The sequence below is a fragment of the Butyrivibrio sp. AE3004 genome (genome assembly GCF_000703165.1).
GTDB lineage: Bacteria > Bacillota > Clostridia > Lachnospirales > Lachnospiraceae > Butyrivibrio.
This window is the reverse complement of record NZ_JNLQ01000002.1, coordinates 2,362,603-2,382,930: the sequence shown is the minus strand read 5'-3', so window position 1 is coordinate 2,382,930 and position 20,328 is coordinate 2,362,603. Positions and strand designations below refer to the sequence as shown.

General features: G+C 41.8%; 17 protein-coding genes. All 17 read left to right on the top strand.

Annotated features, from left to right (window positions below; all coding sequences use genetic code 11):
- Positions 1 to 7: 7 nt before the first annotated feature.
- The 17 genes from BV60_RS0113235 (at position 8) to hisS (ending at position 20,220) form a co-directional block, all read left to right on the top strand.
- Entirely contained in the window at positions 8 to 1,726 is a 1,719-nt protein-coding gene (locus BV60_RS0113235) for a two-component system response regulator (RefSeq protein WP_051656724.1), read from the top strand.
- A gap of 51 nt (positions 1,727 to 1,777) precedes the next feature.
- The gene (locus tag BV60_RS21175; RefSeq protein WP_051656723.1) at positions 1,778 to 2,122 is read left to right on the top strand and encodes an Hpt domain-containing protein; all 345 of its coding nucleotides are present in this window, start codon (positions 1,778 to 1,780) and stop codon (positions 2,120 to 2,122) included.
- Positions 2,123 to 2,311: 189 nt separating this feature from the next.
- A complete protein-coding gene (locus BV60_RS0113225; RefSeq protein ID WP_029322492.1) occupies positions 2,312 to 3,073 on the top strand; it encodes a response regulator in 762 nt (253 codons plus the stop codon).
- 15 nt (positions 3,074 to 3,088) lie between these two features.
- Positions 3,089 to 3,652, top strand: a complete 564-nt coding sequence (locus BV60_RS0113220) for a TetR/AcrR family transcriptional regulator (RefSeq protein WP_029322491.1) — start codon at positions 3,089 to 3,091, stop codon at positions 3,650 to 3,652.
- Positions 3,649 to 6,096, top strand: coding sequence for an alpha-galactosidase (locus BV60_RS0113215; protein WP_029322489.1), 2,448 nt, complete (start codon positions 3,649 to 3,651; stop codon positions 6,094 to 6,096). Before BV60_RS0113220 ends, BV60_RS0113215 begins: the two co-directional genes overlap by 4 nt.
- A 32-nt stretch (positions 6,097 to 6,128) precedes the next feature.
- Positions 6,129 to 7,010, top strand: coding sequence for a DegV family protein (locus BV60_RS0113210; RefSeq protein ID WP_029322488.1), 882 nt, complete (start codon positions 6,129 to 6,131; stop codon positions 7,008 to 7,010).
- 27 nt (positions 7,011 to 7,037) lie between these two features.
- Complete coding sequence (gene larE / locus BV60_RS0113205; protein WP_242840982.1) at positions 7,038 to 7,892, top strand: ATP-dependent sacrificial sulfur transferase LarE; 855 nt, start codon at positions 7,038 to 7,040, stop codon at positions 7,890 to 7,892.
- 25 nt (positions 7,893 to 7,917) lie between these two features.
- Positions 7,918 to 8,667 (top strand): nickel pincer cofactor biosynthesis protein LarB, encoded by a 750-nt coding sequence (larB, locus tag BV60_RS0113200; RefSeq protein WP_029322486.1) that lies wholly within the window; start codon positions 7,918 to 7,920, stop codon positions 8,665 to 8,667.
- A 156-nt stretch (positions 8,668 to 8,823) separates the two neighbouring features.
- Positions 8,824 to 10,857: a hypothetical protein gene (locus tag BV60_RS0113195; protein WP_029322484.1), complete on the top strand. Its 2,034-nt coding sequence runs from the start codon at positions 8,824 to 8,826 to the stop codon at positions 10,855 to 10,857.
- Positions 10,858 to 11,020: 163 nt separating this feature from the next.
- A complete protein-coding gene (locus BV60_RS0113190; protein ID WP_051656722.1) occupies positions 11,021 to 12,109 on the top strand; it encodes a GTP pyrophosphokinase in 1,089 nt (362 codons plus the stop codon).
- Positions 12,090 to 13,424 carry a nickel pincer cofactor biosynthesis protein LarC gene (gene larC, locus BV60_RS0113185; RefSeq protein ID WP_029322481.1) on the top strand — a complete coding sequence of 445 codons (1,335 nt, stop codon included), beginning with the start codon at positions 12,090 to 12,092 and terminating at the stop codon, positions 13,422 to 13,424. The genes BV60_RS0113190 and larC overlap by 20 nt, the downstream gene beginning before the upstream one ends.
- A 170-nt stretch (positions 13,425 to 13,594) precedes the next feature.
- On the top strand, positions 13,595 to 14,578 hold the full coding sequence (locus BV60_RS0113180; protein ID WP_029322478.1) for an Ltp family lipoprotein: 984 nt from the start codon (positions 13,595 to 13,597) through the stop codon (positions 14,576 to 14,578).
- A gap of 56 nt (positions 14,579 to 14,634) precedes the next feature.
- The gene (locus BV60_RS0113175) at positions 14,635 to 15,672 is read left to right on the top strand and encodes a GTP-binding protein (protein WP_051656721.1); all 1,038 of its coding nucleotides are present in this window, start codon (positions 14,635 to 14,637) and stop codon (positions 15,670 to 15,672) included.
- A gap of 84 nt (positions 15,673 to 15,756) precedes the next feature.
- Positions 15,757 to 17,187, top strand: coding sequence for a TldD/PmbA family protein (locus BV60_RS0113170; RefSeq protein WP_029322473.1), 1,431 nt, complete (start codon positions 15,757 to 15,759; stop codon positions 17,185 to 17,187).
- Positions 17,188 to 17,207: 20 nt separating this feature from the next.
- Positions 17,208 to 18,488 (top strand): metallopeptidase TldD-related protein, encoded by a 1,281-nt coding sequence (locus BV60_RS0113165; protein WP_029322471.1) that lies wholly within the window; start codon positions 17,208 to 17,210, stop codon positions 18,486 to 18,488.
- Positions 18,489 to 18,637: 149 nt separating this feature from the next.
- The gene (locus BV60_RS0113160) at positions 18,638 to 18,907 is read left to right on the top strand and encodes a hypothetical protein (RefSeq protein ID WP_156036087.1); all 270 of its coding nucleotides are present in this window, start codon (positions 18,638 to 18,640) and stop codon (positions 18,905 to 18,907) included.
- 44 nt (positions 18,908 to 18,951) lie between these two features.
- Positions 18,952 to 20,220, top strand: coding sequence for a histidine--tRNA ligase (hisS, locus tag BV60_RS0113155; protein WP_029322469.1), 1,269 nt, complete (start codon positions 18,952 to 18,954; stop codon positions 20,218 to 20,220).
- Positions 20,221 to 20,328 lie beyond the last annotated feature (108 nt).

Genomic DNA, 20,328 nt, shown 5'->3' with positions numbered 1-20,328 from the left:
ATTTACTATGGATGGTCAGCTTAAAGTCAGAAGAAAGATACTGATAGTTGAGGATGAGCCTATAAACAGAAAAATGCTGGAGAATATAGTTAAGGATAACTATGACACCATTTTTGCGGTTGACGGAGTTGCAACTATCGAGATGTTAAGAGAATACAGTGACGAGATTTCTCTTGTTTTGCTGGATCTTATGATGCCTGATATGGATGGCTATGAGGTTCTTGAATTCATGAAGGCGGATAAGATACTAAAGCAGATACCTGTAATAGTATGCACTTCGGAAAAGGATGCAGAGATAACCTGCTTCAAGCTTGGAGCAGTCGACTTTATTGCCAAGCCCTTTTCTCATCCTATGGTTATGCGTGCAAGAATTGACAGGGCAATAGAACTAAGAGAGGGAAGAGGTCTCATAAATGCGACACAGAATGATTCTCTTACGGGACTTTTGTCGCACGACTTTTTCATGGAGTACTCTCACTTTAGGGATGTTCATTATAAGACATCGGGAATGGACGCAATAGTTTTTAATATAAACAGATTTCATCTTATAAACGAGCTTCAGGGGAGGCGTGCCGGCGACGACGTTCTCATCAAGATTGCGGAGAGTGTAAAGCAGATTGCCAAAGAAAAAGGAGGAATCGCAGGCCGCGGAGGAGCGGATGAGTTTCTTTTATACATACCAAGCGGATCAGATCCCGAAGAAATGTTAAAGGAAATCGGTTCAGGACTTGAATACATTCTTAATAATTCCAGAGTTTACCTCAGAATGGGTATCTATAAAAACGTAGACATGGACATTACTGTAGAGCATCGCTTTGATAAAGCAAGGGTTGCCTGCAACAGCATAAGAGGCAATTACAATATTCAGATGGCTGCTTATGATGATACCATGCATAAAAAGGAAGCTTTGGACTTAAGGCTTGTGAACGATATGGAGGCTGGTATAAAAAACAGACAGTTCAAGATTTTTTATCAGCCAAAATACGCCATACAGGGAGAGCGGGATTCACTCTACAGCGCTGAGGCACTGGTCAGATGGGAGCATCCGGAGCTGGGACTGCTTCGACCCGACAGTTTCATTCCGCTTTTTGAGGATAACGGACTTATTCATAAACTTGATCATTATGTGTGGGATGAAGTGTCAAAACAGGTGGGTGAATGGATTGTCAAATATGATATTAAAATTCCTGTTTCCGTAAATGTTTCCAGGGTAGATATCGGAGTCCCGAATCTTGAGGAGGAAATCTTTACAGTGGTGCAGAATAACTGGATTTCTCCGGGGATGTTGAATCTTGAGATCACGGAGTCAGCCTATACAGAAAATTCTGACCAGATCATTACTGTCCTTAAGGCTCTGAGGGAAAGAGGCTTTGCAATAGAGATGGATGATTTCGGAACAGGTTATTCATCACTAAACATGATAACCTCAATTCCTTTGGATATTTTGAAACTTGATATGCAATTTGTAAAAAATATTCATGAGGGCAACAAGGACATGAAAATGGTGGAACTCATGCTGGATGTAGCAAGGTTCCTCAAGGTCAAGGTAGTTGCTGAAGGGGTGGAAACGAAGGAGCAGTATGACCTTCTTAAAAATGCGGGTTGCGATGTGATCCAGGGCTTTTATTTTTCAATGCCATGTCCGCCCGAGGAATTTGAAAAACTGATTGAAAAAGAAAATGAAGAATTAAATGCTGAGGTTCAGGAAGCACTTAATAATGGGTAACGGAACAGTAAATATATATGCAGATAAGAATATGTGTTTATGGAGGGTATTATGCTAAGCTTAGAAATTTTAAACGAATTTGGGGCGGATACAAAAGAGGGAATGGCAAGATGCCTTGATGATGAGGAATTCTATCTTGAACTTATACCTGAGGCCCTTGACAGAACGCGATATGAGGATTTGAAAAAACTTCTGGATGAAAAGAAAATTCCGGAAGCTTTTGAAGCAGCCCATGCACTTAAAGGCGTGTTGGGAAATCTGGCCCTCACACCGATTTATGATCCTACAAGTGAGATGACGGAATTCCTTCGTGCGGGAACTGATATGGATTACACAGAGCTTATTACTAAAGTGATGGCTGAGCGTGACAGGCTTTCTCAGATGATAGGAGAATAAAAAGTAAAAAATACTTTTTTTTCCTATATGTAGCTTTGATTAGGGCAGGATTAGTTATATAATGGAAACTATAAATGAACATACAGTTCCCTTTTTGAAAATATAAAAGTTTTCTAATGAGAAAACGATGTACCGGTGCTTGACAGTAGCACTAATGCTGATTGGGATGAAATAAAGCAGGAGTAAAGGATGGACAACAAAATACTTCTTATTAGCAGTGGGTCCACATTTATGGTTAATGCCATAAATAAAAACCTGACGGAAGCGGGATTGGAGGTTATACCAACTGAGCCCAAGGTAAATATGCTTGATAAATACAGGAAGGAACCGAATGTGTTTCTCTTTTATCTGGGGCCTTTTGTTGATGAAATTCCCGATGCACTTATTTACCTGAGGGATATATGTGTTGAGAATGAGAAAATCCTATGCATGATAGGCGATGCTACGGAGTATGACATTATATTAAAGACTATTCCGGGCGACCTGATAGCAGAGAAATTTGAGAGACCGCTTGATATAAAAAAGGTGACCGAGAGAATGCGGGAGCTGTGCCTTTTCAATGACGAGCTTTCAAGAAGGAAAAACATATTGCTTGTGGATGATGACCCGACTTTTTTGAAGCTTGTAAAAGGGTGGCTTGATGAGGAATACAAGGTAACAATCGTTAATTCCGGAATGCAGGCTATTACATATCTTGCGACAAATACCCCGGACCTTATCCTCCTTGATTACGAGATGCCGGTAACATCAGGGCCACAGGTTCTTGAGATGATAAGAAGTGAAGGCAGGACACAGGGCATACCGGTCTACTTTCTCACCGGAAAGGGAGACAAGGAGAGCGTCATGAAGGTGGTGGGGCTAAAACCAAACGGCTATCTTTTAAAAACTATGCCAAAGAGTGAGTTGCTTCAGGCAGTGAGGGACTTTTTCGTAACGAGTAAGAAAATATAATCAAATGGAGGCCACATGAACGAGACAAAGGTTAAGATTTTAGAAGCGGTTCTTGATGAATTCAAAGCAAAGGGATCCAAATTTACCATGGATGACGTGGCTGGAGACCTTCATATGAGTAAGAAGACCATATACAAGGAATTCGATGACAAGGAGAAAATTTTTGATGCACTTGTAGATTACTGCTTCGATTCAATCAAGCAGAAGGAACAGGAGATAATGAATGACGCTTCTCTCTCAACAATTGAGCAGATTGAGCGTATAATGATTTGCATGCCCGATAAATACAGAGACGTTGATTTCCGAAAGGTTTTCACGCTTAAGGACAAATATCCCAAGATTTATATCAAGGTTCAGAACAGACTTGAAAATGATTGGGAAGATACGATTGAGCTTATAGAAAAAGGAATCAGAGAGGGTGTTATAAGACCTCTTCCTATTCCTGTAATAAAAGCCATGACGGAAGCATCAATTGAGCGGTTTTTGAGTTCAAATGTGCTTATAGAGGGTAACACAACCTATGATGATGCCCTGAAAATTATGATAGACATTATAATGAGAGGAATTTGCGTAAGATGATCATAAGGAAGGACAATATTTTTTTACTACAGACTAAAAATAGCAGCTATTTCATGCAGGTGCTGCCTTCAGGTCATATAGAACACATTCATTACGGAGCTTCACTGATTTCTGAGCTTCAGTATGAGGAAATTCTTAAAAACGAGGAAGGAGAGTCTGAAGTACTTTCCGAGATGGCTAAGGTCCTCGAAATAAAGCATAAAAATGAGGGTGGAAACATGGTAGTGTATTCGCCCGAGGTTTATCCCATGTGTCTTGAGGTTATGCCCCTTGAGATGTCTGGGTTCGGAAAAGGTGACATCAGAGAGCCTTTTGTTGAACTTACACATGCGGACGGAGTTACCACCTGTGACTTTCTATTTGAAAGCGCAGTAATTTCAGATGAGATAACACCCCTGGAGACACTCCCTTGCTCCTATGATGACGGAAAAAGAGATGGAGTTGCCGAGATGGGAACGGATGCCGTGATTCCTGCTTATATGGCAGATCACGCAAAACAGCTTGTCATCACCCTTAAGGAGAGGGAGTATGACATCAGACTTAAGCTTATATATAAGGTTTATCCTGAATGCAATACTATAACAAGAAGCAGTAAGCTCATAAACGACAGTAATGAAAAAGTCCGTATAGACAGACTTTTATCAAATCAGATAGATTTCCAGCAGACAGGCTTTAAACTAACAAGCTTCCACGGAAGATGGGCAGATGAGATGGGTGAAACTTCATCCGTATGTAAGGCAGGTAAAGTAGTAAACGAGGAGCTTGCAGCAGGAGAGTCAGGCAGCAGAAGCAATCCTTTCACTATGCTGAGCATGCCTGATACCACGGAAACAGCGGGTGACTGCTATGGCTTTAACCTGGTTTACAGTGGTAATCACTATTCATCACTTTCATCAAACGGTACCTTCCTCAGCAGATTTGTGAGTGGTATTCAGCCTGTAGGCTTTGAATGGAACTTAGAGCCCGGCGAAACCTTTGAAGCACCGGAAGCTGTAATGACTTATTCAAAAAAAGGCTTTGGCGGAATGAGCCGCAGCATGCACGATTTTGTAAGAAAGCACATAGTGCGCGGCACCTGGCGCGATAAGGAACGACCTATCCTTATCAATAACTGGGAAGCAACATATTTTAATTTCAATCAGAACAGCCTTCTTAGAATTGCAAAGGAAGCAGCAAAGGCAGGGATTGAGCTTTTCGTTCTTGATGATGGGTGGTTTGGACAAAGAAACGACGATCACGCAGGTCTTGGCGACTGGGTTGTAAATACAAAGAAACTCCCGGACGGTTTAAAGGGACTTGCTGAAAAGATAAATGCTCTCGGAATGAAATTTGGCCTCTGGGTTGAACCCGAGATGGTAAATGAAAATTCCGATCTTTACAGAGCACACCCGGAATGGGCTGTAAAGGTCCCGGGACATCATCATTCCGTTGGAAGAACACAGATGATCCTTGATATGACAAGGACAGATGTTCAGGAATATATTATTGATGCACTTTCAAAGGTATTTTCATCTGCGAATATCTCATATATTAAATGGGATATGAACAGAATTTTCTCAGACAGATTTTCACTTGAGCTTCCGGCTGAGAGAATGAAGGAATTCCAGCACAGATACTATATAGGCCTCTACAGGGTTATGAAGACACTTACGGAGAAATTCCCGGATATTTTGTTTGAGGGATGCTCCGCAGGCGGTAACAGATTTGACCTTGGAATTCTTTCGTACTTCCCGCAGATTTGGGCAAGTGATGATACTGATGCTGTATGCCGTATGGATATTCAGAGAGGTTACAGCTATGGTTATCCTGCAAGCACGCAGGGTGCGCATGTTTCGGCTGTTCCGAACCATCAGACTCTTCATGTGGTGCCTCTTGAAACAAGATTTTCAGTGGCGGCATTTGGATGCTTTGGCTACGAGCTTAATCTGGGAGAACTGTCAGATGAGCAGAAAAAGCAGGTGGCAGACCAGGTAGAGTTTTATAAGCAGTGGAGAAAGGTCTTCCAGTTTGGAGATTTTTACAGACTTGATAAATACCGCTTTATGGTTGTGTCAAAGGATAAGTCTCTTGCGGTTGCTCTTATTTTCCAAAAGGAGAGCAGACCAAACAATGACTATCTTGCACTTAAGACCATGGGACTTGCGGATGATAAGGTATATGAGGTCGCAAACCGCCAGATCAAGATTAATGTGAAGGCTTTCGGAAGTCTGATAAATACCATGGCACCTATTCATGTAAAGCAGGATGGAATAATTCACGGTATTATTGCGAGACATTACAAGATGCATGGTGAAAAAGATGAGGCTGTGGCAACGGGTAGTCTGTTAAACAGCTGCGGTGCCCGTCTTAATCCCGACTATGGCGGAACAGGTTACGGTGAGGATACACGCATGTTCCGTACAAACGATGCGAGGCTTTATGTTTTTGCTGAAATAACAGAGTAATAAGAGCCTTTTCCTTATATGAGGATAATTGTATGCCAGACTATGTTATCAGTTGCTGCTCTACTTGTGATCTTAATCTGGAACATTATGTAAAGAGAAATATCAAGGTTGCCTGTTTCCATTTTGAAATTGATGGAAAGGAGTACCTTGATGACGGAGAATTTCCGATAAATGATTTTTACAGTGCTATGGCAAAAGGAGCTATGCCAAAGACATCCCAGATCAATGTGGATGAGTATATCAGGCATTTTGAACCTTTCCTGGAGGCAGGAAAGGATATTCTCCATCTGACACTAAGTTCCGGAATATCGGGAACGATCAATTCGGCAAATATAGCGGCGAACGAACTGAGGGAGAGATATCCCGGCAGAAAACTTTATATAATCGATTCTCTTGCGGCATCATCGGGCTACGGACTTCTTGTAGACACTGTCTGTGACCTGCGGGATGAAGGCATGAGTATCGACGATCTGAAAAAATGGGTGAAAGGCCACCGCCTTGAATTAAACCACTGGTTTTTTACCTCTGACCTTACTCATTTTGTCAGAGGCGGACGTATATCCAAAACAGCCGGTTTTGTGGGCGGAGCACTGAAAATCTGCCCTCTTCTAAATGTGGATTTTGAGGGGAAGCTGGTTCCCAGAGAAAAATACCGCGGGATTGATAATGTGATTCACGCCACTGCTCTTAAAATGCAGGAAAATGCAAAAGGCGGCGCAGGCTACAACGGAAAATGTTATATATCTCATTCTGCCTGCATGGAGAATGCTGAAAAGCTTATCAAAGAAGTTGAAGTACTGATTCCTGCCATGAAAGGTAAAATCAGGGTGTATGATGTCGGAACTACTATCGGAAGTCATACAGGGCCAGGTACGGTTGCACTTTTCTTTTGGGGGAATAATAGAGAAGATTAAACGAAAAACAAGCCATCAGGTACCATTATGGTGTTTGATGGCTTTTTTACACAGGAAAAGACCATGAGAACTCTTGAAGAAAAATATATTAATTTACAAAACATAATACGAAACTATGACAGACTTGCAATTGCCTTTTCAGGCGGAGTAGACTCAACTTTTTTACTTAAAGTGGCAAGGGACGTTCTTTTGGATAATGTGGTAGCCATAACTGCCAGGTCAGTCTCTTTTCCGGAAAGAGAGCATAAGGAGTCGGAGGATTTCTGCAAAGTAAGTGGCATAAAGCAGATAGTTGTGGATGTTGATCAGATGAGCATAGAGGGCTTTAAGAATAATCCGCCGGACAGATGTTATTTATGCAAAAAAGTAATCTTTGAAACTATAATAGAAAGCGCAAAACAACTGGGAATAGATGTGGTAGCAGAGGGGTCAAATGCGGATGATGTCTGTGACTACAGGCCGGGGATGAGAGCAATTGCCGAACTAAAAGTAAAAAGTCCATTGAAGGAGGCCGATTTAAGTAAGGATGAGATAAGGACTCTTTCAAAAGAACTGGGCCTTCCGACCTGGTCGAAACCCTCCTTTGCTTGCCTTGCTACAAGGTTTGTCTACGGACAGGAGATAACCGAGGAAAAGATAAAGATGGCAGGTAAAGCTGAAGAACTTCTTTTTGATCTTGGTTTTACGCAGGCAAGATGCAGAGTCCATGAGAATATGGCGAGAATAGAAATAATGCAGGATGAATTTGAGAAGATCCTTCAAAATGATATCAGAACAAGGATAGCAAAAGAAATTAAGGCACTTGGGTTTTCTTATGTTGCTCTTGATCTGCAGGGCTACAGGACAGGAAGTATGAACGAAACCTTGAATATTACCGGATGATAAAACATAAACGGAGATACAATTTATGGATAAAAAAGAAATGGAAACTCTTCTGCTTAATGTGGCAGATGGCTCAACGTCAGTAGAAGAAGCATTAATAAAATTAAAGGAAGCTCCTTTTGATGACCTTGGCTTTGCCAAACCGGATTATCACAGGGCAGTCAGGCAGGGAGCGGCAGAAGTGATCTACGGTGCAGGCAAGACCCCTGACCAGATTCTTGGAATTACAAATAGTTTAAGGGAGCACGGGCAAAAGACGGTGCTCATAACAAGGATGAAGGCTGAGGCAGCAGCTCTGCTTAAAGAAAATATCCCGGACTTTACTTATGACGAGCTAAGTCATATAGGGATTGTCGGAGAACTTCCAAAGAAAGACGGAAAGGGCAGGATTGTTGTAGCAACCGGCGGAACAAGTGATATTCCTGTTGCCGAAGAAGCTGCAAAAACTGCAGAGGTTTACGGAAACGAGGTCGTTCGTCTATACGATGTGGGAGTGTCAGGGCTTCACAGGCTTTTAGGGCATATGGATGATATCATGTCAGCAAAAGTCATAATTGCAATTGCCGGAATGGAGGGTGCGCTTGCAAGCGTAATAGGTGGCCTTTCTGACTGCCCTGTAATAGCTGTTCCGACAAGTGTTGGATACGGTGCCTCCTTTGGTGGGGTAGCAGCACTTTTATCCATGCTTAATTCCTGTGCCAGCGGAGTCAGCGTTGTAAATATCGATAATGGTTTCGGGGCAGGTTACCTCGCATCCATGATTAACCATCAATAGACTTGATAAAGCTATTTTTATAAATTTTTCAGTGATTTTTTTAATAAACATTTAATAGGAAGCTAATAGTTACTTAGCAGTAAATTTACCCCTTTTTCGTACAATAATTATATATGGATTTTATGTTGTAAAATTGCGGAAATGTTGGGTGAGATAATGAAAAAAAGATTGGTTCTTGCCGTTTCGGTGCTTTCATTATTGGGAATATGCTTTGCTATTTTCTATCAGGTAGCTAATTTAAAGCTCCTTGACAGGAGAGGTCTGCGCCAAAAACACGGAGGAACCGTAGCTATTGAGGAGGAGGAGACTCCTTTGAGTGATGATTTTGATGATGAGGATTTAGGAGACGGTTATGTAAGAGACGGAACTGATTACAATGCTCCGAAGGAAATTCAATCCTCTGATATAACCTCATTTTTCTGTGCGTTTTCAACACTTTATGAAGATGAAACCCTTACGATGGGTAACAAGAGATATGCTCTTAAGGCTGACCTTGACGGAGATGTTGTCAAGGGTTCTTTTGCTGCGTGGGATTATGATGATTCCGATGAGAGAAGATTTGAAGCCGATAAGAGCTTTATGAAGGAACTTCAGGAGATTATAAAAAACAATAATATTGTCCAATATAATGGACTTGATTCAGAGATAAAAGGAATTCCCGATGACTATGGGGCAACAATAAGTGTAGTCTATGAATCAGGTGAAAATATTTATGCAATGGATAATTCCGATAACTTCCTTCCTCCCGATGCTGAGGACTTGCTCGTACAACTTTTTGCGGGTGCATGTGCCAAGGGAAATGAGGTTATAGGAGTCAGCGTTACCGAGCATTTTGAGGCCATGAATGTCCCGGATGGAAGCGGCTTTATAAAGTTTCCAATTCTGACTATCGGAAGAAACGATGTTTTCGGTGAGACCGATGACCTTAAATATCCTGCTGAGGATGCACTTAGAGATACGATAGACGCTGTTAATTCCAAAGAAGCAGATGAAGCAAGAAGCAGTGCGGGAAGCTTTGGAAAGGGGAGCTTTGACCGGGGACTGTATTATGATGCTGACTGCTTTGTGACAAGAAATGATACGGAAGTGGTATCATTCTACGTAAGAGCCTGCGACTATGAGGATATGGAGCAGAGCGGTGAAAATACATTTGTCAGAACCTATAATATTGAAGCGGAGAATGGTAAAATCCTTACCTTCAAGGATACCTTCAAAAATCTGAAAAATCTGCCCGGTATTATTGTCTCACTTTTAAAAAAGGAATATCCTAAGCTGGATTTTAATGATAATGCAGAGGAAAGTATTTCCGAATCCATAGATGATAATGACGGTGATGTATGCTTTGCACTCGGAAACGGATTTGTACATATTTTCATAAATGAGTATGTGGTAAATGACAGGGCGGGTGCGTATCATCTGACGCTAGCAGTCTCTGATTATCCCGGACTTATCAGTAATTTTTATGTAACCTGTCCGGACAATTCTCTTACAAGACTGGATTATAATACCGACTACTTTATAAAAAAGGATAAGTCCTTTAGAATGGAATGTTATGAGGCCCCGGGTGAAGAGGATGTTTATTGGAAGGGAATCGTGGGGGACAATACCTATGAAGCCACTTATTACGGACATGCACCGGAGGCTTACCTTGCAAGAAAAAACAAAAAGAATTATCTGTATCTCAATCTTCCCACGGGAGATGTCAGCTTCCACGGAATTATCTATGAGATAAAGGATGATGGTATAGAACCTGTTCCCGAACAGGGAGATATGAGCATGACAATCGCTGACAACACGACGCTTGATCCGGACTATTTTCTCATGAACATAAATAATGTAATCGATGGAACGGTCTGCTTTATGTATCCCACAGGGGCGTTTAAAATCGATGATGACGGCTTCCCCGTAAGCGTGGCAAATGAGTATAAGCTGTCAGGCTCAAGGGTAAAAATAAAAGAGAGCGGACGCTATAACCCAAGAAATATAGAGGATGCAGCAAATTCAGGCGGCATGTTTTACGTGACAGAGGACACGGAGGTTACTCCGTATGCAAGTGATTTAAAGAGCTACATCGACTTTATTACAACAGACGAAGAGGAGAGCAGAATCCTTCGATTTACCATAGACAGCTTCTCTTCTGACATGAAACTTGATAATTTTGGAAAACTTGAAGATGTTTTTAAGGAATAAATACTATTAACCTGAACTTCTCAGCTCTGTTTTCAATGTGATAAGTTAAGGTTATTTAAATCTATTTCGCACAATTTAATTAAATATTGTATACTAAAAAAGGTACTATAGGGTTTGATAATCGTAGAGTACCTTTTTCTATAGTTATAAAGAGGAAAAGTAAATGAATTTTGGCTTACAGATACAGAAACAGAATTATGACGAGCTGTGCTTGAAATATCGGGAGATTGAGAAGATAGCGGTTGACCTTTTGAGAAAGGAGCTGAAAAAGTCCAAGATAAATGTTATGCAGCTTCCGCATAGGATAAAGACCTGGGAATCCGTCGAGGGAAAGATGAGCGAGAAGCAGAATAAATACTCGAGAATTGAGGAACTGACGGACATTCTCGGAATCAGAGTGATCTGCTATTTCCTGTCGCAGGTGGATGAGGCTGCAAAAATAGTTGGAAGACTTTTTGAGATTGACAGAGAAAATTCCAGTGACAAGAGGGAAGAAATATCACCGGACAGTTTTGGTTATATTTCCCTTCACATGATATGTACCCTCCGAAAGGATATGGGATATCCAAAGGAGCTGACGGATCTGAAATTCGAGGTACAGCTGAAAACAATTCTACAGCATGCATGGGCTGAGATAGAGCATGACCTTGGTTACAAAACGCCGCTTGAAATTCCAAACAGCATGAGGCGGAATTTTGCAAGAATTGCAGGACTTCTCGAAGTTGCTGATGATTATTTTGAGAATCTAAAGAACAACCTTGAGGAGTATGAGATTAACACTCTTGGCAATATCAAAAAAGATATCGCAGATGATATGACCATAGACAGGCTTACGCTTAACGCCTATGTGGAATACAGCAGTGTGATGAAGAAATTTTACAAGGATATGCTTAAAATCACAGGCGGAAAAGTTATTATCGTTGGAGCTGAGGATTATCTTCAGATGCTTAGCAGCCTGAATTTAAAGACTCTCGGTGATATTCATCAGCTTATAATCGATGAGCATGATCACGCTCTGGAGCTCTTAAAACATGCGCTTTTGTTTTCAGATCTTGAAAATATAACTTCTAATGCAGCTCTGTTTTACCTGTGCAGAGCAAAAGTAATATGGGGCGATTATACACAAAAAGATATAAAGGATATTTTCAGGAATGCTATTGAGGATTTCAAAAAAGCAGACCAACATACAGAAACGATACTTGGCCTTAGAGAAGAGATGAAGGTGAAAAAGGATGAAGACACTATACATTGAATGTAAGATGGGAGTAGCGGGAGATATGCTCTGTGCAGCGTTGCTGGAGCTGTGCGAAGATAGGGAACGGGTACTTAGAAAACTTGAGGATATGGGAATACCCGGAGTTACTTTTTCGTTATTAAAATCTGAAAAATGCGGAATCACCGGAAGTCATCTTGAGGTAAAAGTAAACGGTGAGGAAGAGGAAAGCATAGACGTAGATGGGCATGAACATGACCACGGCGGTCATCATCACCATGCTCATGACCACGACAGTGACCATCATCATGATCACGGCGCTGACCATCATCATGGACATCACCACCACAGAGGACTTACCGATATTGAAAATATCGTAAATTCACTCAAAGCAGATGATGAAGTGAAGTCCGATATAATGGACATCTACAAACTTATCGCCGAAGCGGAAAGTAAGGTTCACGGGCGGGAAGTTTCGGAGATTCATTTCCACGAAGTAGGAAGTATGGATGCAGTAGCTGATATTGCGGCGACCTGTTTTATTATACATGAATTAAAACCGGATAAGGTAATCGCTTCACCTATACATGTGGGAAGCGGACAGGTGAAGTGCGCTCACGGAATTTTGCCGGTACCCGCACCTGCAACAGCTTTTTTGCTTAGAGGAATACCAAGCTACAGCAAAGATGTAAAGGGAGAATTATGTACTCCCACGGGAGCGGCTATTGTCAAATTCTTTGCTACAAAGTTTGGTCCTCAGCCTGTTATGAGTGTGGAGAAGATTGGCTACGGAATGGGTAAAAAAGATTTTCCTCAGGCTAACTGTGTAAGAGTAATGCTTGGAGATACTACGGCTTTCGATGATGTATGTGCTTCCGAAAATAAAGCATTTTGTATAGATGAAAGCAGTTCATTACAGTCAATGGACATTTCGGATGAGGAGATCAACAGCACGCCTACGGATACCATAACAGAGCTTGTCTGCAATCTCGATGACATGACTCCGGAGAGGATAGGTTTTGCTACTGAACGTCTTATGGAAGAGGGAGCGGTTGATGTATTTACAACGCCCATAGGCATGAAAAAAAACAGACCCGGAATAATGCTGACTGTTCTGTGCAGAGAGTCCATGAAGGATGATCTTGTAAGAAGTATTTTTAAATACACCACAACTATCGGAATCAGAGAAAGTATCTGCAAAAGATATATCCTGAACAGAGATGAAAAGAAGATTAAAACTCCCGAGGGTGACATCAGGGTAAAGTGTGTTTACGGCTATGGGACTCATCGCGAAAAACAGGAATACGATGACCTTGCAAGGATTGCAAGACAAAAGGGTACATCGATAAAATAATATTTCGCAGTTTTTGTGGATTAGGGCATTCTTAAAGATAACCCGTAGGAATTAGCGAAACGTAAAATGCCATAACAGACGTTTGCATAATCATAAGTTTATGGTATGCTTTCTATGCAGCTTGGAAAAGCTTGGTAATACAGATTTAAGTTGTATGGAGAGAGGGAAGTATGGAAAGAAATTATATTGGGAAATGTCCTAAATGTGGAATGGAGATTTATAGTGAAAACGGAATGGCAACAAGATTTTGCACACATTGCGGAACCGCACTTGGAACAAACTATGGGGGAATGGCAGTAGCTTATATGGAAAAGGAAGAGACTGCTGAGCAGAAGACTGCGCAGGCAGAGCCTTTTAAGGCGGACAGCAGCATTCCCGGATTTGATGTAAGCAGTAGTGCCGGATTGTATTCCTTTAAGCAGGAAGAAATCAACGCAAAGAAGAGAAGAAATGCTGCGATGTTTGCAGGCGGAATTGCCGCAGTTGTTATAAGTGTTGCAGCCCTCGGGTTTACTACCTTTGTAGGTAAAACAAGTTATCCCGAACCGACAGTTGTAACGACCAATGAGCCAGAACCCACACAGGAAGAGCCTGTAACTGAAGAGCCTGTAACCGAGGAACCTGAGACTGAAACTAAAACGGTCGCTACAAAACCTGCGCCGACAAGTATTGATCAGTTATCGGACAAAGAAAAGGAAGCAGTCCGTAAGGCAGAGCGCTTTCTTGATTCCATACCATACTCCAAGGCTGAACTTATTGAGGAGCTTCAGGACGAATACTACGGATTTACAGAGGAAGAGGCAACAAACGCAGTAGGATACATGGAAAATGCAGGACTTGTTAACTTCTATGATGAAGCTGCAAAGTGGGCAAAGAGCCTTAGTGAGAGTACTTCATTTTCAAGAGCAGAGCTTATCAGAATGCTTTCCGGAGAGTATTCAAGCCATTATACTAAGGAGGAAGCTGAATACGCCGTTAAGTATGTTGAAGACAACGGTTTAGTTGACTGGAATGAGATGGCGAAAAAGGAAGCTGAGATTTACACCAGCTTTTCATATAAGTATACAAGAGAGGAACTTATCAGCCAGCTTATGGATGGTAATGATTTTACTCAGAGCGAAGCAGAATATGCCGCAGATGCACTCGGCTTTTAAAAAGTAAGCTTATCAATACCCGCTTTCGGAAATGTCCGAGGCGGGTGTTGTAGTGTATGCAGAAAATATTGATAAGGGAAAAGAACATGGTAAAAATAGATCTTATAACAGGATTTCTTGGATCCGGAAAAACAACTTTTATAAAAGAATATGCAAAATATCTCTTAAGCAAAGGAGAGAAAATCTGCATTATTGAGAATGATTACGGTGCCGTAAATATCGACATGGTCCTTTTGCAGGATCTGTTTGGCGATAACTGTAATCTTGAGATGATCGTGGGAGGAGACGGGCAGGAAGCACACAGAAGGCGCTTTAGGACCAAACTTATTTCCATGGGAATGAGCGGATATGACAGAGTGATCATAGAGCCCTCCGGAATATATGATGTGGATGAGTTCTTCGATGTGCTTTACGATGAGCCACTGGACAGATGGTATGAGATAGGTAATGTCATATCGATAGTTGACTCCGGTACGGTGACAAAGCTTTTTGACATGTCACGCTATATTTTCATGTCGGAGATAGCCTGCGCAGGAAAGCTTGTAATCAGTAAGCTTGTGCAGGGTTTTTATTATGATGATAAGGGTATTTGGAGTGAATGCTCCGGAACATCTTTAAATTCATCAAAAACAAAAGAGCTTCTTAAAAGTATAAACACCATAATGTCAGATTTTAATACAGGGATATCATTTACCGAAAAAGACATAGTGGCTAAGCCTTTTTTAGAGCTGACAGACAGGGATTTTGAGGAAATAGAAAACTGCGGCTACAGACATGCGTCCTATGTGAAGCTTCCGCTTTCGGACCGTGAATTTACACCTCTTTTTTACTTCGATGTAGAAATGTCAAAGGAAGAGTTAATGGAGAAAACCGCTAAGCTTTTTGCGGATGAAAAGGCAGGACATATCATCAGGATAAAGGGCTTTGTGAAGACAGGAGAAAACTCACAGGCAGAGATTAATGCCACAAGAGAAAAAACGCAGATAAATCCTGTTATCAGTAGCAGAAATGTTCTTATAATAATCGGAGAAAATCTGAACAGGGAATATATAAACGAAGCCCTTAAAGATTATTGCTCGGTGGTATCTTTGTGATGTAAAATTGTGGAAGTTCAGCTTTTATTATGGACATTTTGTAATAGCTGACATTTGAGGAAAAGCAGAAAGGAATAAATATATATGAAGGCAAAATTTTCATCATATCTGACAGACCTTGCCCCGGCTTTAAAAAGCCTTATAGCCATGTTGTCAAAAGACTATGATTATGTAAGTGTGCTTGCCAGCGATTCCAAAGGATTTTCAATCCAGGCAACACAGAAGAGCAAGGCGATAACAGGAGAAAATATGACAACGGAGAGAGGCTGCGTTGTCAGAGTGTGTAAGGACGGCCTGTACAGTGAATATTCTTTTAATAAGCCTGATGAAGATATCAGCAAAATGGCTAAGAAGCTTAAAGGAATCCTTGACGATCAGCTGAGTATTATCAGGAAAACAGGCACAGAGGTTTTTGATACTAAGGTTCTTGATGATGAGCCCTGCGAACTTTTTGTTGAGATGGAAACCGATATCATGCCGGAGGATGTTGATCTTGGAGCGCTTATGGAAAAACTCCAGGGATACAGCGACGAAGCGGTCGCACTTAAGGATTACATGATAGATGCGCCGGTTTCAGCCAAGTCAACTCATGTCTGCAAGATGTTCCTTACAAAGAACAGAGATATGCGCCAGAGCTATGTTTACACCGAGGGTTCAGTTCTTGCGATCGGCGCAAAGAACGGACGAAACACCATGACTGTTGAGGGGGTTTCCGGACGCACAGGTGCAGGTATCCTTGATGGATTAAAAGATAAGGTTTCCGTAGCTGTTCAGGATGTGGGAGATATGCTTGATGCGTCACCGGTCGTTCCGGGCGAATATGAAATAATAACAAGTCCTGAGGTTACCGGACTTATTGCACACGAAGCCTTTGGACACGGTGTTGAAATGGATATGTTTGTGAAGGGCAGAGCTCTCGGAGCAGAGTATATTGATAAGAGAGTTGGTTCGGATCTTGTTTCCATGCATGAAGGTGCAAACTGTGTGGTTGATGTTGCAAGCTATGCTTTTGACGACGAGGGTACCCTTGCGGGGGATGTTACCGAGATTGACCACGGAATATTGAAGACAGGTGTCTGTGATGCTCTTGCGGCATTGCGACTCGGAATAAAGCCCACAGGCAACGGCAAGCGTGAAAACTTTGAGCACAAGGCTTACACGAGAATGACAAACACCATGTTTGACAGCGGAAGTGATTCCAAGGAGGACATGATCGCATCTGTGAAAAAAGGCTACTATCTTGAGGGTATGTTCTCCGGAATGGAGGATCCTAAGCACTGGGGAATTCAGTGTATAGTTGCCAGAGGCCGTGAGATCATAGACGGCAAATTTACAGGTAAGGTTGTTGCTCCTGTTGTTATGACAGGTTATGTGCCGGATCTTCTTGGGTCGATCTCCATGGTCAGCACAGACCGGGAGTCCTTTGGAAACGGTGGCTGTGGAAAAGGACACAAGGAATGGGTTAAGGTATCGGATGGTGGCCCATATCTCAAGGCAGTTGCAAGATTAGGGTAAATAACTGAAAGGACAAAACAATGACGGACAGAATAATAGATATACTCAGATCATCATCAGCTGATGGCTTTGAGATTACAGACACAGTGACACTCGGGTATGAGTTTTACTTCATTAAACACAGACTTGATCAGAACAGAGTACGTGACGTAGAGCATATAAATGTTAAGGTTTTTAAGAAGCTTGATGACGGCAGGATGCTCGGAAGCGCTTCGGGAGAGATATATCCCACACTTTCCGATGATGAGATAAAAGAAGAGATTGATAAGCTTATCGGAAGAGCGGAGAATGTTAGAAATCCATATTATGAGCTGTGCAAGCCTGAGAACTTTGAGGCTTCAAAGGACAGCGATGCAGACGTATCTCAGATTGCCGAAAACTTTGTTCAGGCTATGAAGGAGCTTCCCGAAACGGATACGGAATATATCAATTCCTATGAGATTTTTGCTGAGAAAAACAAGAGAAGATTTGTTAATTCGGAGGGGATTGACATAACCTTTGAGTATCCCTCATCAATGATCGAGGTTGTAGTTAACGCTAAGGATGCTGAGCACGAAATTGAGCTTTACCGTATGTACAAGGCAGGAAGCTGTGATAAGGAAAGTCTGAAAAAGGACATTGCTGAGGTTCTTAAATACGGAAAAGACAAGCTTATTGCAAAGCCTACTCCGAAGCTTGGAAAGGTAGCAGTTGTTTTCCCGACAAGCGATGCGGTTCAGATATACAGCTGGTTTGTTGAAAAGTGTAACGCAGGCTTTATTTACAGCAAGTATTCTGACTGGGAGATAGGAAAGGATGTTGCTCCGAAAGCAGTGGGAGATAAGGTGACCTTAAAGTCTGTAAAGACACTTCCCAACTCATCAAAGAAATTTGATGTTGATGAAGAAGGCGCTGTAATAAAAGATATGACAATACTTGAAAACAATGTTCCGAAGACCTTCTTTGGCGGAAGGAGATTCAGATACTATCTTGGAATCAGGGATTCATATATGGCTTGCAATTTCGATGTTGAAGGCGGAAGCAAAACGTCAGATGAGATCAGAAGCGGTAAATATCTGGAGATAGTCGAGTTTTCCGATTTTGCTGTTGATGCTATTTCCGGTGATATGGCGGGAGAGATAAGACTCGGATATTACCATGACGGCGATAAGGTGACACCGGTATGCGGCGGTTCCATTTCGGGCTGCATGGAAAACTTCGTTAACAAAATGTATATGTCTAAGGATAAGAGACAATATGATAACTTTAATATACCTGCGCTTACGAGACTTGAAAATGTAAGTGTAACCGGAGTTGAATAAAAAACATATGGGCGGACTTGTAATTTTCGTTCCGCCCATTTATTATGTTTTGTTGTGTGTCTTTTATGATATGATGTACTAAGGTCATAATGAGATTTGGTTGTTGACCTGTATATCAGATTTTTGCCTGTACTTATGGGGGTAATGTGGTGAAGAATTTAGGAGAAACACTTAGAATGACACAGACCGGATTTCTTACGTCTAAATCCGGTAAGACTTTTATCAGGATTTATTTTTCAAGACGAAGGAATCTTCATGAGGATGATACCGCCGAGGGAATAATTCCCGGCTATAAGATTCTTAAATCCGACGGTTTTGCTGAAGATGAGATAGCAGCTCTTGAATTTTACATCAAGCATAATCGTGAGGAGATTGTTAAAAGGGCCAAGACACTGAGCAATCCGCTTAACTGGCTATGAAAATGGAAGGACGTACTGACAGGTACAGAAAGAAGAGGTAACAGATGGCACTTATTAAGAAGCCCGTGACGGGAATGAAGGATATACTTCCGGAAGAGATGAAGCTAAGGGACTATGTGATCGGAGTAATAAAGGAGACTTATGCAGGCTTCGGATTTACATCCATTGATACACCTTGTGTTGAGTCACTTGCAAACCTTAACAGTAAGCAGGGTGGAGAGAACGAGAAACTTATCTTCAAGATCATGAAAAGAGGAGAAAAACTCAAACTTGATTCTGCCAAAGAAGAGAATGATCTTACCGATTCCGGACTTCGCTATGACCTTACTGTTCCGCTTGTAAGATACTATTCAAATCATCAGAATGAGCTGCCTTCACCTTTCAAGGCACTTCAGATGGGATATGTGTGGAGAGCCGACAGACCGCAGAAGGGCAGATATCGCCAGTTTATGCAATGCGATATCGATATTCTCGGAGAGCCTACAAATCTTGCTGAGATCGAGCTTATCCTGGCGACAACTACAACTCTCGGAAGGCTTGGTTTTAAGGGCTTCCAGATCAGAATAAATGAGAGACGTATGCTCAAGGCTATGGCCGCTTACAGTGGATTTCCCGAGGAGAGCTATGACTCAGTTTTCATAACACTTGATAAGATGGATAAGATCGGACTCCAAGGTGTTGCAGAGGAGCTTGAAAAGGACGGTTTTGCAAAAGAGAGCATAGACAAATATCTTGATCTTTTCAAAAATGTTGAGGGTAAAGGCGCCATTGAGGGAATAAGATTCCTCGCTGATGAGTTGGGAGAATTCCTTGATGCTGATGTTAAGGAAAATCTTGAGGAGATTATTTCAAGCGTTGACGCTACAAAGAGTGCAGAGTTTGAGCTTGTTTTCGATCCTACACTTGTACGCGGAATGTCTTACTACACTGGAACAATATTTGAGGTTGCAATGCCTCAGTACGGCGGAAGCTGTGGCGGTGGCGGAAGATATGATAAGATGGTAGGCAAATTTACCGGACAGGATACACCCGCATGCGGTTTCTCAATCGGCTTTGAGCGTATCATCATGATCATGATGGACGAGGGCTTCAAGATTCCGGATGAGAAGGATAAGGTTGCTTTCCTTGTAGAAAAGGGTATCGGTGGAGAACAGCTCTCAGGAATTATTGCAGAAGCACAGAAGGAGCGTGCTGAGGGTAGACAGGTTCTTGTTGTCCGTATGAATAAAAATAAGAAGTTCCAGAAGGAACAGCTTACCGCGCAGGGCTATACAGACTTTAAGGATTTCTATAAAACAGAACTTAAGCATTGATCAGAGTACTAAACGACTGATTTTTTGATGGCAATGCAGCTTCACTTAATAAGATATTTTCAGATCTGGTGAATTCTGCATTGCTTATCGGTCAGTCTGTGTTTAATC

What these genes read in the sequence shown, in the direction of transcription:
- BV60_RS0113235 (WP_051656724.1), top strand. Translation starts at nt 8, where the DNA reads ATGGATGGTCAGCTTAAAGTCAGAAGAAAGATACTGATAGTTGAGGAT.
- BV60_RS21175 (WP_051656723.1), top strand. Translation starts at nt 1,778, where the DNA reads ATGCTAAGCTTAGAAATTTTAAACGAATTTGGGGCGGATACAAAAGAG.
- BV60_RS0113225 (WP_029322492.1), top strand. Translation starts at nt 2,312, where the DNA reads ATGGACAACAAAATACTTCTTATTAGCAGTGGGTCCACATTTATGGTT.
- BV60_RS0113220 (WP_029322491.1), top strand. Translation starts at nt 3,089, where the DNA reads ATGAACGAGACAAAGGTTAAGATTTTAGAAGCGGTTCTTGATGAATTC.
- BV60_RS0113215 (WP_029322489.1), top strand. Translation starts at nt 3,649, where the DNA reads ATGATCATAAGGAAGGACAATATTTTTTTACTACAGACTAAAAATAGC.
- BV60_RS0113210 (WP_029322488.1), top strand. Translation starts at nt 6,129, where the DNA reads ATGCCAGACTATGTTATCAGTTGCTGCTCTACTTGTGATCTTAATCTG.
- larE (WP_242840982.1), top strand. Translation starts at nt 7,038, where the DNA reads ATGGTGTTTGATGGCTTTTTTACACAGGAAAAGACCATGAGAACTCTT.
- larB (WP_029322486.1), top strand. Translation starts at nt 7,918, where the DNA reads ATGGATAAAAAAGAAATGGAAACTCTTCTGCTTAATGTGGCAGATGGC.
- BV60_RS0113195 (WP_029322484.1), top strand. Translation starts at nt 8,824, where the DNA reads ATGAAAAAAAGATTGGTTCTTGCCGTTTCGGTGCTTTCATTATTGGGA.
- BV60_RS0113190 (WP_051656722.1), top strand. Translation starts at nt 11,021, where the DNA reads ATGAATTTTGGCTTACAGATACAGAAACAGAATTATGACGAGCTGTGC.
- larC (WP_029322481.1), top strand. Translation starts at nt 12,090, where the DNA reads ATGAAGACACTATACATTGAATGTAAGATGGGAGTAGCGGGAGATATG.
- BV60_RS0113180 (WP_029322478.1), top strand. Translation starts at nt 13,595, where the DNA reads ATGGAAAGAAATTATATTGGGAAATGTCCTAAATGTGGAATGGAGATT.
- BV60_RS0113175 (WP_051656721.1), top strand. Translation starts at nt 14,635, where the DNA reads ATGCAGAAAATATTGATAAGGGAAAAGAACATGGTAAAAATAGATCTT.
- BV60_RS0113170 (WP_029322473.1), top strand. Translation starts at nt 15,757, where the DNA reads ATGAAGGCAAAATTTTCATCATATCTGACAGACCTTGCCCCGGCTTTA.
- BV60_RS0113165 (WP_029322471.1), top strand. Translation starts at nt 17,208, where the DNA reads ATGACGGACAGAATAATAGATATACTCAGATCATCATCAGCTGATGGC.
- hisS (WP_029322469.1), top strand. Translation starts at nt 18,952, where the DNA reads ATGGCACTTATTAAGAAGCCCGTGACGGGAATGAAGGATATACTTCCG.